Genomic DNA, 15,837 nt, shown 5'->3' on the forward strand with positions numbered 1-15,837 from the left:
CCAACTAACTCACGTCGGAGTCCCTTCCCTCGTCTCACAGGCCGAAATGTGATAAAACCTCTGCAGTCGTACGCGTTAGACGAGGAAATGTCACGAATTGATCGATTTGCCGCTTGCAATTCGCCGTTGCAATCCCCTTACCCGATCGCCGACGCCGTCCTTTTTCGCAGGAGCCTAGCCCGGTGATGAAGCCCGACGAACCACCAATTGCACCGACGTCCAAGCGCCGGTTCGATGCTCTGGCCGGATATACCCGACAACCCTTCATCCTCCTCATCACGGAAGAGATCGAGTGGCACGCAACATCGGATGAACGCGTCCTAGGAGTCGTGACTCGGGATCGTATCGATCATGACTTCGGTTGGGTCGCGCTCGGGCGTGACGAGCAGCTGCGGTTCCGGGCGGTAGCTGTCAATGCGTCACTGCCGAATGCTGACGCCGCACGCGGTCAACTGCTCGAACGCATGGGTGGGCTCGCTGCAGCGCCGGACGCCGAATTCCACCAAGGCGATTCGGAGCGGACACCCATCGACTTCTTCACCCCGCTCGTCCCAGCCGAGCGCCTGCATCCAACCTTCAACATTCTAACATCGCAGGAACGCTATTCGCCGGCTCGCGACCTCATCGCGGCGATGATGCGGTTCCACGAAGATGCCGACGGTAATTTCATCGAGCAGTTCCAGACGACGGGCTTCGACCCGCGGCTGTGGGAACTCTACCTCTTCGCCACCTTCAATGAGCTAGGCTACGCTCGAGACTCCGCAGTTGCCGTGCCAGACTTTGTCCTGACCGGCCTGCCCGGCCGGCTTGCGATCGAAGCGACCACCGCCAATCCGCCCGGTAGTGTCGCGCCGCCACCACCAAATCCAACCACGCCAGATGAGTTCACAGCCTATTTGCAGGATTACGTCCCGATAAAGATCGCACGAGCGCTCACACGTAAGCTCAACAAGATACCGCCCTATTGGGACACAGAGGAATTGCGGGAGATTCCGTTCCTTCTGGCAGTCCAGGATTTTCATGGGCCGGGGTCCATGCGCATGGTCGTGCCGGCAACCACCGAACATGTCTTTGGTGTTCGCCATAGCCTGGTGAATGGCAGGCGGGAGATCGAGCACATCACCGAACATCGCTTCGATCGTTCCGTGGAGGCCTCAGGCTTCTTCTTCCTACCCGGCGCCCAGAATATCAGCGCCGTCATCGTCAACCCACAAGGGACCATCACGAAGTTCAATCGCATGGGCTACCTTGCCGGCTTTGGCAGCCGTCGCGTCCGCATGGTTCGCACTGGCATGCGACGCGGTGAACTCGACGATGACGGGCCGATGCCAAAGCCGTTCGCACATGCCGTCCACGCTCCCGGCTACGATGAATCCTGGGTCGAAGGCATGGTCGTCCTCCACAATCCGAATGCACGCATCCCGCTCGACCCCGCACTGATTCCCGGAGCCAACCACGAGTTCCTGCAAGCGGATGGCGGGATCATGTCGCTCCTGCCTGAATTCCACCCGTACTTCTCACAGACGGCGATCGCCGTCGAAGGCGACGACGACAAGCGAGCGCCGGTGGAGTAGTGCGCCGCCCACGCCACCCCCTTGGCAGCTCTAAACGAATTTGAATTCCTACATGATCTTGTGATAACACCTCTGCACTTCTTTATAAGAGCATAGCAAATGTCACAACAACCAAGGACGCAACGTGATACGGCCCGCGACCTCTTCCGTGAGAAGGGGCTCGTCCGTATGCGCGATCTGCGCGAAGCAGGCGTCGGATCCGAAACCGTTGCCCGTCTGGTTCGTGAAGGCGAGCTCACGCGCGTGGCACGCGGACTCTACCAACTGGCCGACTCCATGCCGGATGCCCGGCGCAGCTTCGCTGAGGCTTCCGCTCTCGTGCCCAGAGGGGTCATCTGCCTCACATCCGCGCTTCAGTTTCACGAACTGACACTGCAGATGCCATCCGCGGTGTGGATCGCCATCGACCGCACCGGCTGGAAGCCCAAAGTCGAATACCCACCGATCCGTTTTGTGCGCTTCAGCAGCCGCGCACTCAAAGAGGGCGTGAAGCGACACCTTATTGACGGCATCGAGGTGCCGATTTTCGAACCCGCCAAGACGGTCGTCGACTGCTTCCGGTATCGCAACAAGATCGGTCTCGACATCGCCCTGGAAGGGCTCCGCGAAGCGCTGCGAACAAAGCGGGCGACGCCGGACCAACTCTGGGAATTCGCGCGCACGGCCCGCGTCTGGTCGGTGATGCGTCCCTACGTCGAAGCGATGGTCGTCGATGGAGCGTGAGGCTCGCAATGTCGGGGCCTCGGTCCGCGCGCGGCTTCTCGATCGAGCCCGCAGGGAGAAGACCGATTTTCAAATCCTCCTCACGCGCTATGCGCTGGAGCGGCTGCTCTATCGCCTTAGCGTTTCGGATCAGCGCGAACGGTTTGTTCTGAAAGGGGCGATGCTCTTCGCTACGTGGCGAGACGATCCTTTTCGCCCCACCCGCGATCTCGATCTGCTGGGCCATGGCGATGCTGATCCCGCGGCGATCGCCGAGAGCGTCCGAGCCATCTGCTCTGTGACGGTGCCCGACGATGGCGTCGTCTTCGACGTCGCCGGCATCGAAGCCGCACCCATCCGTGACGAGGCCGAGTATGCCGGCGTGCGTGTGAGGACCAGCGCCACCATCGCCGGCGCGCGCCTGCCCATCCAAGTCGATGTCGGGTTCGGCGATGCCATCACCCCCGACCCGGTCGAGATCGAATACCCTGCCCTGCTCGAGGCGCCGGCGCCGGTCCTGCGCGCCTATCCGCCCGAGACGGTGGTCGCCGAAAAGCTCGAGGCGATCGTTTCGCTCGGCGTCGCCAACAGTCGAATGAAGGATTTCTATGACCTCTGGATGATCGCACAGACGTTCACATTCGAGGGCGCCGTCCTCGCGAATGCCGTCCAACAGACGTTCGACCGCCGCCGAACATCTTGGCCCGAACAAACACCCTCCGGCCTCGGCGAGGCCTTTGCCAACGAGCGGGACGCTCAGTGGCGGGCCTTCCTGACGCGCGATCGGCTCGCGGTGGCGCCCGCCTCGCTCATCCAGGTCAACGAAGATCTGCGGACATTCCTGCAGCCCGTGCTGGAACGGCAGCAACTGGCATCGTGGTCGCCCGGCGGTCCCTGGACCCACACGGAGGCTGCCTCGTGAGTTCACAGTCTTCAAGCACCGGCGCACAACCAACGATTTTTGCGGCTGGCGGAAAGTGAGATTCCACGTACTGGAGCATGAGTAAGATTAATTGCGGAGGCCGGCACCCCACGATCAGCGGAACACGATATCCCCGCTTCGGGCATGAGACGCTCACAGTCACGAAAGAGGGCACCTCACGTCTCGCCTTCGAAATGCAGACTGAGGGTGTCCTGCAGCTTCCCCAGAGTGCCATCTTTGCGAAAACGTGTACCGTTCACGACAAAAGTCGCATGCTTATCGTCAGCGTAGAGAGAAATTCCCGTTACGGAAAGGCGCAAGACTCGGCCCCGAATCTCCGCTGTCACGATATCTCCGACCTCGATCCCGAGGATGGATTGAGCCAATGCAGAGCGTTCGGCTTCCAGTTCCGTTTCCCAGCGCTCCAGTTCATCCTCCAGGCGCTTCCAAGCCTCTCGCGTCGACCGAAAGGGCCGTTCGTTTCCGAACCATATCCTATCCGCAAGCGCGAGCCTCCCATCGGGAACTTCCCGCTCGAGTGCATAGGCGGCCTCGGACATCATCTCATGAACCCGGTCAGCCTCAAGAAGACCTCGAAGGCGCTCGCGATAGGGAGCCACGGCAGCTCTGGACACCGTCGGCGACAGCGTGATCTCCCGCACGGGCATGTAGTCGATCGGCATGATCGCCTGCAGCTTGAGCCTGCCCGTTACAATGCGTTCCGGCGGATCCTCTTCGCGCCAGGCTCTGCGTATGCATTCCACCCAAATCTCGGACTCCGAGACGCACAGGGTGCTTTCCAGGAAAAGACGTGACTCTGGCGTGTAGACGTGATGAGCGGACCAAGCATGATCCGCGGCCATCAGCGGCATCACGACATGGCGGAGCTTCTGTTCTCGGACAATACGAACGAGAGATGCGATCCGCTCCTGCAGGGATACCGTCAAGCGCACGAGGACGGTAGGGCCGGCTGCTATGGACCAGCCCTTCCTGCCGTCGCTTTCGAACACCAACAACTGCGGCCGCGCCAGCGGCAACAGCTTTTTGACGAGTTTCGCCGCGCTGCTCTGGACCGAATGGCTCCACCGCGCGTCTACTTTTCCCTCCTTGACCCAGTCATGCCCACGACTCTGGATTAGGAGCAGGATTTGAGCGGCAATGTCCGGAGTGAGGTCGGGTAACCTGTCCCCCATCACCTCGGCTGCGTCCAGATCGATACCTCGACGCTGCAAGTCCGACAGGGCAGCCTGATAGAATTGTCGCTGGAGTTTCGACAGTGATCCTGCGGCCTTGATCCGCGCGGCTTCACGGCGTTTGCGGTCAACCTCCTCCCGAAACGCTGCGAGCGGCGGGCGTCGCGGTGTTTGCCCCGACCGCACTCTCGCCCAGTATCCACGAGGTGGTTTTGGAACCTGGAGACGCGCACACAGCTTGCCGACTGCGACGTCCGATACGCCAAGCTCCTTTGCCACTTCCCGCGTCGGTTTCTCCCAAACCAGCGCAAATAGCTCTTCGCGGGAGATCTCTCGCTTAGACATCGGATCTTCAAATCAGGTCGAAGAAAGTTCATACCATATCCGCCTAGGGTCAGCGACGCGGCAGTTCCCGGCCCTTCACCAGCACTTCCTGACCGGTTTCCAGTCGATAGAACTCGGGAAAGAAATGAACGAGCCATTGCTTGATAACGCGCCAGACCCGGTCGTAGTCATCGTCATGATCCGAACTGCCGAGGCGATCGGCCAGAAACTCATGCGCCTTCGCGTCCGTCAGACCGGCAGACGCCAGCTTGTCTATCTCAGCGAGCAACGGCATCTGTTTCAATATGCCCGCCACATAGGCGGTGAACAGGTCCTGGGTCAGCCCCTGCGGCGGAGACAGCGCCGCAAGATCCTCCTGCGCCGCCTTGAACGCGCTGCTCACCATCGTATCGGCGCCGCGCCCGCGATATACCTGCCAGAGCCGGTCCGGCGTCGGGCATTGCGGTACCCACAATGTCCGCTCCGCCTCTGTCGCGGTATCGTCTTCGACCTCCGGAAGACGGCGCGGGGCCTCGTCCTCTTTCAGGGCGTCAGCCTGCCGCCGAATGCGCTCGCGCAACTCTTCGGTGGCTTGCACGGCGGAGCTGAGCAGCGAATGTTCCCATTCGGCCAGCCCCCCGAACTCGACCGGAAGGGCGATAAGCAGCTCGACATTGGACGGTGTATGCCAGCCGAGGCCACGTGCCGTGAGATTGGCGGAGCCGACGAGGGAGTCCCGACCATTCGAATAGTATTTTGCATGCAGGTGTGGATGCACCAGAAGGCGTCCGCCGCGCGCCCCGGCAATGTCGTCGAGGATTTCGAGATCACAGACGCCGGAGGCGATGTCTTCGGGAAGCCAACGCGTGACGCAGGCGCATTCCGACACCGTTTCGGGAACGGCGTCGAGCAACCGGCGCAGGGTCGGGGATTTGATGTACGGCGCTGCTATGACCACCCGGTCGTTTGCGGCCCTGATAAGTTCGAGTATGCCGACGCCGGGAAGGACAACCGCCATATCATTCGTCGCCCTCTTCCGTGAGGAAGAAGCGCGCCATCTTTCCCCATTCCTGCCGCATCTCGAACAGCCGGTTCTTCTGGCTCACTTCCTCCATCTCGTAGCGTGCCCAGGCGGCGAATAACAGTTCCAGCGTGTCGGCCGCCGTGTGTATACGCTCCATCAACTCGGCGTCTGTTTCATCGCCGATCTGGGGCCGCAGCGATTCTATTAGCTGGTCATAAAAGGGATGGTTGCTGTTGAAAACGACTTCGGTCAGCCCGCCCTGTTTGTGCTCGACATTGAAGAAGGCGTAGCCTTCCATCGCCTTCTCAAGGAACAGCACCTTGCGCTTGCGCGTGAATGTCGCCTGGGCGATCTCATGGGCCACATCCTGCCGGTAGTGTTTGTCATCGGTGAGGTCTTTTTCGAGATTGTCGCGATCATCTTCCGTGAACTCTTCACGGTCCGAGTCCGTCTCGTGCCCCTGTTCGGCGCGTTCGCGAAATTTCGTCGTGGCCAGGTCGGAAACATCCGGATCGTCATGCCTGTCTTCTTTCGTCCGGCGTCCGACATTCTGTTTCTTGAGGCGCTTGCGCACCTCCTGAATCTGGTCGCGTATGTGATCGACGATGGGCAGCAGAATCGCGCGCGGATCGCCTTCGCCCTGTATGCGTTCCTGAAATTCCGACCGCGATTCACCGGGATTGGCTTCGGCCTTCCAGTCGAACTGGGCCATATGCGAGAAGATCGTCGCGCTTTGTTTGGTGTTTGTAACGCCGAACACCTCGTCGAGCGTCGAAGGAAACTCGACCTCAACACCCCACCAGCGTTCGGTCGGGTCATAGCTGTTGGTCCATGCGGGATCGAGGTCCAGTTCGCGACCCTCGCGGACAATCGACAGGCCGATGTTCTTGGCGGCATGTTTACCGTAGGGTTTCGAGCCGCGGTCGCTCCGGTCCTCTGGCACGGTTTCTTCCCGAGCCCAGCTCATGCGGACCACGACATCGTGCTTTGCGCCGTCGTAGTCGATAGAGAACACTTCGTCCGCGTCGCCCCAGGGCTGAAACATCGGCTCGATGTTGAACGGGGCCGGCGTCGATGAATTCCGCATCAGGTAGAGCGGGTCGTTGACGCGCACAGGTTCGTCGAAAGTCGACTCGTCCTCGTCTACGAGCAACGCCAGGAGCCGGATCGACAGGCGCCCGTCGTCGATAAACTTCCTGTACATGCGCCCGACAAGCGATTCCGTATGGCGCAGCGTCGCCAATGCGCCGCGCCAGCTCAGACGATGATCGTCGAAATTCGTCCAGAGAACGAGCGTGCCGGTCGTTTCGACGTTATCGGAACGGGAACGCCATTCATCGGGCAAGGGTTTGTTGGTGGGGGCCGGAACCGCATACAGCCGCCGCCCCTCGATGTCGTCTACATCGAGATAGGAATACATGGCGTTGTCGGGGCCGTTCTGCCATGTCCAGACTTCCACCCGGCGGCACTGCGATATCGACGAGTTCGGCAACCCCATGCCGAAACGGCCGATGCCCTTCCGGTCCGTCAGATGCGTGCCGTTCCCGAATTGAAGAGCGAGGCGCAGCGTTTCGGGCGTCATGCCGTCGCCGTTGTCGAGGATGCCGATTGCTTGAATCCTGCGGCTGGCGCGTTCATTGACCTGCCGATACGCCTCGAGGCAGATCACCTCGACATTGCTTGCATTCGCCTGAACGGAATTGTCGATCAGCTCAGCGAGCGCGTATGCGGTGTTCTTGTATCCGCTGTCGCGCATTGCCTTGACCGCCAGTGCAGGAGGAATGATTTCTCCGTCGAGCCTTTGCGACTCAGCTGCTTCAGTCAGGCTCATCCCAAACGTCCTCCCAGTTCTTGAATGCGTCGGCAACGCTGCCAAAGCCGGGCAAGTGCGGGTCGACAACCGTTACAATCTCGGCCTCGTCATTTCCACCGGCCCGCGTGCCGCGCGTCGCCCTGCCGACCATTTGGCTGTATAGAACAAGCGACCGTGTCGGGCGCGCGATGACGGCTGCACTCGTTGCGGGCGCATCGAATCCGGTGGTCAGAACACCGTAGTTCACAACCACCATAGCGTGATTATCTTTACTTTTGAAACGCCTGATTATTCTGTCGCGTTCTGCTGTATTGCTCTCACCGGTCACAACGAATGCTTCATGTCCGCGTATAGACAAGATTGCCGTAAGCATGCGCGCGTTCTCTACAGAAGGCGCAAATACGATGACGCGGCGATGCCTCGTCATCAGGTCTTCGACGGCGGACAGAATTTTCAGATTGCGCTGCGTGTCCGTACCCAGACGTTCCAGAATTTGCTCCGGCACGTCGATTGCGGACGAGAGTGCATTTACATCGTTCTCGCTCAGCGTAAGACCTGCATCGGAATTGAGCGTGCGGAAGATCGGCCGCGCAAGATACTTCTGGTCGATCAGGAAGGTGACGGGGTCGTCGTAGCCTTTGACCTCCAGGGTGACCTTGCGGCCGTCGAAATAATCCGAGAGTTTCCGGTCCTCGCCGATATCAGACCAGCTTCGCCCCGGCGTCGCCGTCAAGCCGAGCAATGCGTTGTGCGGGCGCTTGCTGTAGAGCGCGGTAAGGATCGCCGCGTAGGTCGGCGCAATCGCCTGGTGTGCTTCGTCGATAATCGTCAATGAGACGCGATCGGCCAGACGCAGCAAGGTAGCGGGGTCGCGGTTGTCGAGCGCCGACATCTTGGCGAGGCCGGAAACGATCACACCGTCGTTTATGTCGAGAACATCGGGTTTCCTGTGTCCCCAGAAGCGGACGAGTCCGGTTTCCCGGTTGCCGAGGAAACGCCACGCATTCTCGAACTCGTCCGCGGCCTGGTCGAGGAGTTCGGCATTCTGAGCCAGCCAGCAGACGACGGTCGGCTCGCTCCGGCGAAGATGCTCCGCCACGATGTGCATGGCCGTGCGCGTCTTGCCCGCTCCGGTCGGCATATGAAGTATGACCTTGCGCGGCACAGCGCGAAGCGCGTGCGCCACGCGATCAGCGGCGGCACGCTGGTGATCGAAAAGCGCGTATCCGGCAGACGCCATCGTGGCGTCCGGGGCCGAATCCGCCGGCGCGCGCGGATCACGCACAACGCCGAAAAACGAATGCAATACAGGAAGTGCGTCGGTGTCGGCGGCCCTGGCGCAAAGATCGTCGTAGAGAGTCCGCCCGTCATTCGCGCCGAGACGCCGCCCGAGCTCGCGCGCCTTGGGCAATGGCAGAATACGGACGATGCGCTCGCGCATCTCCGCATTGCTCAACGCCTCGGATGGTTCGATCAGGCGCGCGGCGAGTTCGCCGAGCCGGTTGCCGGATGCTAGGTCCGGGTCGAGTCCCTGAAGCGTATCAACGGTCGTCGGACCGATCAGCTCCCGCAGCGCCGCAGGTTTGGCATTGCGCAGAAGTGTTTGCAGCGCGATGCCCGGCGCGTCGGATTGTATGTCGGTCGATTTGGTCATGGTTCAGTTCCGGCAGACCGGCCACGCCTTTGCCTCGGCCCCCGCCTTCTTTATTTGTGACACGCCAGACAGACTTTCGCCTTGCCGTACAGGTCATCGATATCCAGCGGCTCGTTGTCCGGCCGGAGCGGGTTCGGCTGAACTTTCGACTTCATGCGCGCAAGCCGTTGTTCGTGATCTTCCCTGATCTGCGCGACGCGCTCAGGTTGTTCCAGCTCTTCGAGAGATTCGCCCTGGCTCCAGGTGAACGGGGAACCGTGTTCGACGGCGTCCTTCTCATACGCCTTGGCCTCTTCGAATGCTTCCGGGTGATGCTCCTTCAGCCGTACCCATTCGATTTTCTGCTGGAAAAAACAGAAGGTGCAGCCACTACGCGTCCGCCACTCGTAGTATTTCGGCAAGCCGAGCCCGGCCCCTTCCAGGACATCGAGGACGCCAGCCTTGTCGATTCCGGCTTCCTTGAACGGCAGCCTGACGATGAGCTTGTCATGCTTCGAGGAATACCCTTCGCGGTATTCTTCGTCACTGCGGATGGCGACGTAGCTGTAAACTATCATGCCGTCGTCGAGCATCGGGCGAAGCCAGCGTTCGAACGGGCGAAGCTTGAGCTGCCGCGTGCACCAGCGCGTCTGGGGTGACGGCAGGAAATCGTTGTACTGCTTGAGCCAGAAGTCGAAATCGCGGTCGGGGTTCAGCCGCAGTATCGGTTGCCCGAGGAAGCCCTCCAGCCGCCCAAGATACTCATAGACTTCGGGCAACTCCTTGCCGGTGTCCGTGAAGAAATATTCGATTTCGAGCTCGGGATGATGCTGACGCATATAGACTGCGAGGGCCGCGCTATCGCGGCCGCCAGACAGGCCAAGGACGTGTTTCACGGGATCGGTCGTCAAGAGGCGGCTCTTCCTTTCCCGTTCTTGTTGGACGGTGCGGGTTTTTGCATGTAGCGCGTGCTGAGTTCCGCCAGCGCCGCCAGAATGATGCTGCGCCGGGATGTGTCGGATTCGTCGAGCGCCGCTTCGACACGGTCTATGAGCGCGTTCACGGCTGCGCGATCCGAGTCCGCAACATCGAATTCTTCAAGCATCGGCGCGGGCCGCCCGTTCGTGCCGATGACGACGGCCATGGCGTGACGCTTGTCGGGACGGCCCTTGACGCGCGCATAGGTTTCCGCGCGAAGGAATTTCTGCGACATGTCGGCGATCTCGATCGCTGCCTGATCAAGGTCGGGATCGACCCAGTCGCGCGGCGGTTTGTTCGCCGCCAGGCTCGCAATACCCTCGAAACTCTCGTCCGAGCCGTCGAACCGGGCCAACCGGCCGACGAATGCGTCGAGCCGGAAATCCCCGGCAAGCTGTCGGATGTTCTCTGCACGCTCGCGCAGCTCCGCGAGGGACTGCGGAGAAATGTTCGGAACCTGCAACTCTGCCAGCATCAGGTCGCGCATGCGGTGCAGCATCGACGGGTAGGCCTGCACCAGCTCGTCGAGTCCTTCGCGGACGCTCTCGATGACCCGGCGCAAATCAGCGTCGGTATCAAGCGCCACGTCCTCTCCGAGGGTTCCGGGAATGTCGTCGAACAGGAACCGGTTCGGATCGTGCGCACGTTTGAACAGATCGCGAATGCGCGCCGCGTTGGCGGACAGACGCATTGTCCGTGTCGTCCAGTTCGGCAACTGCTCGAATATCGACATCAATCCGCGGCCGACATCGATGGGTTCAAGATGTACTAGCTCGTTGGTCCGATCGAGATCGCGAACGACTTCCGCCATATCCGACAGAAGACGCCGCGCGATATCCGTCAGGTCCATCCAGCGCAACTGAATAATAGAGGGATCCTTCGCGAGATAGTCGGCATCGACGTCGTCGAACCGGACCCTGAAAATACCCTCGCGATAAACGGCGAGCTTGTCGCGCTGGGACTGGATGAATGCGACGGCAAGGAGCGGCATGAGCCCGTTCTTGACCCCGTATGGAGGCTCACGCCATAGCTCGAAAAGCTCCGAGACCGGAACCGTCCGGTCCGCATTCTTCTTTACGTACTCGAATGCGGCCTGCCACATCGGCGCAAGACAGCAAGGATCGTCGCCGTCCGCGGGAGAGACGAATCGGAACGTATTGCCCTGCGGAACGTAAAGTTCCGTCTTTTCCAGGATCGAAGCGAACAGCCCGCCCTCGGCCGGGAAGCCGTCGATACCGAGCCGTGGTTCGCCTTCGTTAACCACCATCCTATGTAGCAACTTGTTTTGCGCCATTATGGCGCTGCCAGATGGCTGTTGCCGATTCAGCAGTTCGTTGTGAAGGTGCGGACTATCGGGAAAGCGCCGGCCCGCCAGTTCGGAGGCGATGCCGTTCAGATCGGCCTGATGCAGACGTTTCTTCTGATGGTTCTTGCGAAACCACAGCGCGTTGTCGAAGGCTTTGAGCAGCTCGGTTTCCAAAAGCGCCTGCAATGCCGCAAGCCGGGCTGAAACCTCCCGCCGGGCAACCGAGTCCCCGGCCAGTTCGGGATGATCGTTGCTGACGTTTTCCAGCGCGATCAGCTCCCGCGCCAGCGGCACCACGGCCCATGATCGTTTGGAAATGCCGACGACGATGTCGCCCTTGTCCTTGCCGCTGTGACGCGCCGCCATCTGGCACAGCTTTTCGGCATGCTCCGCCTTCTCCCCGTCGGTCGGGATCGCGAGCAGAAACTGTCCGATCGCGCCGTTCTCCGGTTCGAAGCCGGCGGCGAATTCAGCGATGCTGCTGACCGGCACGATGTTCACATCGAACCAGCGCATGAAGCCGGTTTCATGGTAATGGCGCTTGGCCAGGATCGGCTGAAGCCCCGCAAGGGATTTCAAGTGCTCGAAGTCAATCTCGTCGATCTCGTCGAGCGCCAACCGGACAGCCCGTTCGATATCGAAGTCGCTCCCGGCGAAAATGGCGCGCGCGTCGAGGAACTTCTTGAAAATCGTAAGCGACCAGCCGTCGAGGTCCGAAAGCGCCTTCTCGATCACCTCTTGCGGCGTGTCAGGGAAACAGGATCGCAACAACTCGGAATTCGGAAGGAGGCCCGAGCGTTCCTTGAACAGGTCGATCACGGCGATGGTCTTGAGCAACCTGACATGCAGCGCATCGCCGCCCAGAGATTCGCAGCGTTCCAGCGCTTCGGCTGCCAGCGCCCAACGGTGTCCATCGGGCGAAGCGAGAATCGACGGCTCCAGGTTGGCGCGCAGGTAGTCCCACAGCCGGTCGGGGCCGTAGAGTTCGCCGTCCTCTGTATGGTTCAGAAAGTCCTGAAAACCGTGCAGTTCGGATGAATTGAGGAACCCGAAAATACTGCGCTGGTTCTGGCCGAAACGCCGCCGCGAAATCGGACCGAGCAAGGCGGCGACGACCGGGTGCAGCGGCCAGCAGGCCTCAAGCATGGAAGCCAGCCGCGACGCATCCTCACGGGGCCGGTCGCGACGGGCGAATACGGCAATCGAAGACGCGAGTGCGCCCGGCTTTTTCGCGGCATGATCGCTCTCTATGGCGCGGGAGATGAGGTCGATCTGTTCTTCACCCGCCGTATCCACGACGAGATCGATGAACCGGCCCTGTATCTTCGCCCATTCGTCCCGCATGTTATGCGAAAGTCGGTGTGCGTACTCATCGAATGCCTGGTGCAGCACCCCGACGATCAGAAGACGCCCGCCGCTGCGTGAAGCCGCTTCTGCGAGCTGCTGGAAGATGTAGATATCCGAGCCGTCCTGCGCTGCGGCTTCAAGAAACTTGCCCATCTCGTCGATGAAGAGAACAAGCCCGCCGTGAGTCCTCGGTTTGCATGCCGCCGCGTCGGTGAGCGCCTCTATCAGGTTGCTCTCGGTCCAGCCGCCGCGCGGCACTCGTTGCACGATTCCGCTTCGTTTGGCCGCTTCGCCGATAACCGTGACGGGGTCGGCGCGTGTACCGACAACGGGAAGGATGCGCCATCCCTTCGTGCCGGGCGGTAGAGCTTTCCGGATCGTGTTCGTCAGGCTCTGCCCGAAAACCTTCGCCGCCCGTTTCTGCAATCCGGCGTCGCCGTTCAGCAGAGCGGCGAGCGCGACGGCAAGGCTGGATTTGCCGCTGCCGTAGGGACCGGTCCAGGTGAACGCCCCTTGTCCGGTCTCGGACACGTGCCGCGCCATCGTGGCGAGAACTTCCGCTGAGGATTGCGGGCATACAAAGCCGTCGAGGGCATTCGCATCCGCGAGGTCGGTGTCGATGCGAACCGATCTCAGGAAACGGCGGGCAATGCGCACGCGGTCCTTCAGAAGCATCAGGCGGCCTCCTTCCCGGCGCGCGAAGCATAGTCACTAGGAAGCCAGGAAAGCGCCGTCTCTTCGCCGATCTCGACGTTGCGGACAACCTGCTTGAGGCCGGCGGTTTCCGACCATCGGAGCGCGCCGCTTGTTGTATCGTCGAGCACGGCGAGGCGATCGGCCACGTCGTTCTCGTCGAATTGAAACACGCGTCCGGGGCTGCCCGGTGCGTGGGCGATGGCCTCGAAGGACAGCGTGGCGGCGTTGGGATAGAAGCGAGACCAGAAGTCAACGAGGGCGTACGCGAAGACACCGTCCCCCAGAGTCGATTTCGGACCGCGCACGAAGCGAAAACCGTCGTTCTTGCCTATGGCTTTGATGAGCCCCAACTCGGTCAGCGGCGACTCGAGGGCGTCGTCATGCCCGGTCTTCCCGGACGGCTGCCGCGCGACGTAGGTGCGAATGAAACAGGCCACGTCGTTCTTGAGCGTAGTATGCGCAACGCGCGACCATCCGCGTTCAGTCGCAAGGCGGTCGAGTTTCCGGATCAGGCCCTCCCGCTCAAATGTAATTGCGGGATAATGGCTGAACGTCCAGAACCATGTGGTTCTTTCAGGATGTGCTGCGAACTGCCAGTGAAGCAGCCACAAGGTGGCGGGATATTCCATCCACGGATCGAGTCCGCCCTTACCGAATAACAATTGGCCGAGTTTGGTGGTTTCAACCGTGTTGGCGGCAGGCTCCCGGATAATGCGCGCCGCTTTCGCCCAATAGCGCATCGACCCGACCATGTTCTTACCGACGCCGAATCTCGCTATGGCGTCGTCGTCCCAACACGCAGTGCGATTGTCGGTATCGGACTCCGTCTCGGCGACGCGGTCGAACGCCTTTTTCAGCCACCCGTAGCGCAGCGGGAAGGTTTCGTGCCCCGAAAACTGCGGGCTGTAATCATTCTGAAAAAGAGGTCCCCGCGCCATGTCTCCCCCGGGCTGCTGGATGATGCATCCAGCTCGACTGTAGCCCGAACGACGTGCTATGGTCAATTGATCCTGGAGGCTCGCCCCAGAAGGAGTCCAATGGCAGAGGACGACGTCTCACAAGGTCTTCTTCCCCTATGTCATTGAGGAACAATGAAAATCGGAAGCACGATATATCTCGATCACCAAGCGACGACTCCGATCGATGCGCGTGTTTTGGCCGCAATGACCCCATATTACAGCGAATCATTCGGCAATCCGCATTCATCCGATCATACGCTCGGATGGGAAACATCGCGCGCCGTCGATGACGCCGCGGCTCGTATTGCGCGGCTGATCGGCGCAGACGCCGATGAGATTGTCTTTACCTCGGGAGCCACCGAAGCCAACAACCTCGCCTTGCTGGGGCTCGGACGGCGAGCCGTCGCAGTCGACCGTCGCCGTATCTTGCTCGGCGCTGCCGAGCATAAGTGCGTGCTCGCGGCGGGTCGTGCGCTTGAAGATCACTATGGCTTCGAAGTCGAGCATCTTCCGGTCGACGCGGAAGGTTTCGTGGAAGCGTCAACACTCGAAAAGTCGCTAGGAGATGATGTTCTTCTTGTGTCCATCATGGCTGTGAATAACGAGATTGGAACAATACAAGATATTAAAAAACTTTCGGGAATCACAAAGAATCACGGAGCTGTATTTCATTGCGATGCAGCGCAAGCGCCGGTCGCAATAGATTTGAGAAATTTTGCCGAATACGTCGATATCCTCAGTCTTTCGGCACACAAGATGCACGGACCGAAGGGAATTGGAGCCGTCTACATTGCACGGGAACTGCAAGACCGGATCGAGCCGTTGATATACGGCGGCGGCCAGCAGAACGGCTTGCGGTCAGGCACGGTGCCTGTCCCGCTCTGCGTCGGTATGAGTGTGGCCGCGGACATATTTGCCGATGCGGCTGCCGCAGACCAGCGCAAGGAATTGCGCCGCAAGAGAGACAGGTTCGTCGATGAGCTGAATGATCTTGCATGGGCGATCCGAGTGAACGGCCCTAAAGGACCAGCCCGCCATCCAGGCAATGCGAATATTGGGTTCACGGGATTTGCTGCGCACAACATTTTGGCTGCTTTGCAGCCTCATGTCGCGGCAGCAACCGGCTCGGCCTGCACGTCAGGCATACCGGAACCGTCGCACGTTCTGAAAGCGATCGGCCTGAACAGTGACGAGGCTGAATCCTCGATCCGCTTCAGTCTCGGCTTCGCTACAACCGATGATGACATCGATGAGGCTGTCGACCGGGTCAAAGAGGCGTTGGAGAAACTGTCGAAGGCCGAACTGATGCAATCGGCTTGAGCCGGTCGCGCGGTACGTCGATGCGACGTTTACACCTCGGAATCAA

The 15,837-nt window shown here is 60.6% G+C and carries 11 protein-coding genes; 4 read left to right on the top strand and 7 right to left on the bottom strand.

Features of this window, described 5'->3' with window-relative positions:
* Nucleotides 1–182 precede the first annotated feature (182 nt).
* From HNS03_RS19050 to HNS03_RS19060, 3 genes are all read left to right on the top strand, one after another.
* On the top strand, nucleotides 183–1,574 hold the full coding sequence (locus HNS03_RS19050) for a hypothetical protein (protein WP_367197629.1): 1,392 nt from the start codon (nucleotides 183–185) through the stop codon (nucleotides 1,572–1,574).
* Nucleotides 1,575–1,673: 99 nt separating this feature from the next.
* On the top strand, nucleotides 1,674–2,297 hold the full coding sequence (locus HNS03_RS19055) for a type IV toxin-antitoxin system AbiEi family antitoxin domain-containing protein (RefSeq protein ID WP_367197630.1): 624 nt from the start codon (nucleotides 1,674–1,676) through the stop codon (nucleotides 2,295–2,297).
* On the top strand, nucleotides 2,287–3,198 hold the full coding sequence (locus HNS03_RS19060) for a nucleotidyl transferase AbiEii/AbiGii toxin family protein (protein ID WP_367197632.1): 912 nt from the start codon (nucleotides 2,287–2,289) through the stop codon (nucleotides 3,196–3,198). The genes HNS03_RS19055 and HNS03_RS19060 overlap by 11 nt, the downstream gene beginning before the upstream one ends.
* A gap of 176 nt (nucleotides 3,199–3,374) precedes the next feature.
* Here the strand turns inward: HNS03_RS19060 and HNS03_RS19065 are convergent, their stop codons facing one another.
* The 7 genes from HNS03_RS19065 to HNS03_RS19095 are packed head-to-tail and all read right to left on the bottom strand — an operon-like array spanning nucleotide 3,375 to nucleotide 14,450.
* Nucleotides 3,375–4,736 (bottom strand): hypothetical protein, encoded by a 1,362-nt coding sequence (locus tag HNS03_RS19065; RefSeq protein WP_367197634.1) that lies wholly within the window; start codon nucleotides 4,734–4,736, stop codon nucleotides 3,375–3,377.
* Nucleotides 4,737–4,785: 49 nt separating this feature from the next.
* On the bottom strand, nucleotides 4,786–5,733 hold the full coding sequence (locus tag HNS03_RS19070; RefSeq protein WP_367197635.1) for a phospholipase D family protein: 948 nt from the start codon (nucleotides 5,731–5,733) through the stop codon (nucleotides 4,786–4,788).
* Between the two features lies 1 nt (nucleotide 5,734).
* Nucleotides 5,735–7,570 (bottom strand): ATP-binding protein, encoded by a 1,836-nt coding sequence (locus HNS03_RS19075; protein ID WP_367197637.1) that lies wholly within the window; start codon nucleotides 7,568–7,570, stop codon nucleotides 5,735–5,737.
* Nucleotides 7,557–9,206 carry a DEAD/DEAH box helicase gene (locus HNS03_RS19080; RefSeq protein ID WP_367197638.1) on the bottom strand — a complete coding sequence of 550 codons (1,650 nt, stop codon included), beginning with the start codon at nucleotides 9,204–9,206 and terminating at the stop codon, nucleotides 7,557–7,559. The genes HNS03_RS19075 and HNS03_RS19080 overlap by 14 nt, the downstream gene beginning before the upstream one ends.
* 50 nt (nucleotides 9,207–9,256) lie before the next feature.
* Nucleotides 9,257–10,096 (bottom strand): phosphoadenosine phosphosulfate reductase family protein, encoded by an 840-nt coding sequence (locus tag HNS03_RS19085; RefSeq protein ID WP_367197640.1) that lies wholly within the window; start codon nucleotides 10,094–10,096, stop codon nucleotides 9,257–9,259.
* Nucleotides 10,093–13,491, bottom strand: a complete 3,399-nt coding sequence (locus tag HNS03_RS19090; RefSeq protein WP_367197642.1) for an ATP-binding protein — start codon at nucleotides 13,489–13,491, stop codon at nucleotides 10,093–10,095. Before HNS03_RS19090 ends, HNS03_RS19085 begins: the two co-directional genes overlap by 4 nt.
* Nucleotides 13,491–14,450, bottom strand: coding sequence for a DUF4007 family protein (locus HNS03_RS19095; RefSeq protein WP_367197644.1), 960 nt, complete (start codon nucleotides 14,448–14,450; stop codon nucleotides 13,491–13,493). Before HNS03_RS19095 ends, HNS03_RS19090 begins: the two co-directional genes overlap by 1 nt.
* Before the next feature lie 153 nt (nucleotides 14,451–14,603).
* Between HNS03_RS19095 and HNS03_RS19100 the strand changes: the two genes are divergently transcribed.
* Entirely contained in the window at nucleotides 14,604–15,791 is a 1,188-nt protein-coding gene (locus HNS03_RS19100; protein WP_367197645.1) for a cysteine desulfurase family protein, read from the top strand.
* The last annotated feature ends 46 nt before the right edge of the window (nucleotides 15,792–15,837 follow it).

Origin of the sequence: Amorphus sp. 3PC139-8 (assembly GCF_040750475.1) — a bacterium.
Lineage (GTDB): Bacteria > Pseudomonadota > Alphaproteobacteria > Rhizobiales > Amorphaceae > Amorphus.

Bases quoted from the DNA above. Each gene is read 5' to 3' on its own strand.
- HNS03_RS19055 (WP_367197630.1), top strand. From the start codon at position 1,674: ATGTCACAACAACCAAGGACGCAACGTGATACGGCCCGCGACCTCTTC.
- HNS03_RS19060 (WP_367197632.1), top strand. From the start codon at position 2,287: ATGGAGCGTGAGGCTCGCAATGTCGGGGCCTCGGTCCGCGCGCGGCTT.
- HNS03_RS19065 (WP_367197634.1), bottom strand. From the start codon at position 4,736: ATGTCTAAGCGAGAGATCTCCCGCGAAGAGCTATTTGCGCTGGTTTGG.
- HNS03_RS19070 (WP_367197635.1), bottom strand. From the start codon at position 5,733: ATGGCGGTTGTCCTTCCCGGCGTCGGCATACTCGAACTTATCAGGGCC.
- HNS03_RS19075 (WP_367197637.1), bottom strand. From the start codon at position 7,570: ATGAGCCTGACTGAAGCAGCTGAGTCGCAAAGGCTCGACGGAGAAATC.
- HNS03_RS19080 (WP_367197638.1), bottom strand. From the start codon at position 9,206: ATGACCAAATCGACCGACATACAATCCGACGCGCCGGGCATCGCGCTG.
- HNS03_RS19090 (WP_367197642.1), bottom strand. From the start codon at position 13,491: ATGCTTCTGAAGGACCGCGTGCGCATTGCCCGCCGTTTCCTGAGATCG.
- HNS03_RS19095 (WP_367197644.1), bottom strand. From the start codon at position 14,450: ATGGCGCGGGGACCTCTTTTTCAGAATGATTACAGCCCGCAGTTTTCG.
- HNS03_RS19100 (WP_367197645.1), top strand. From the start codon at position 14,604: ATGAAAATCGGAAGCACGATATATCTCGATCACCAAGCGACGACTCCG.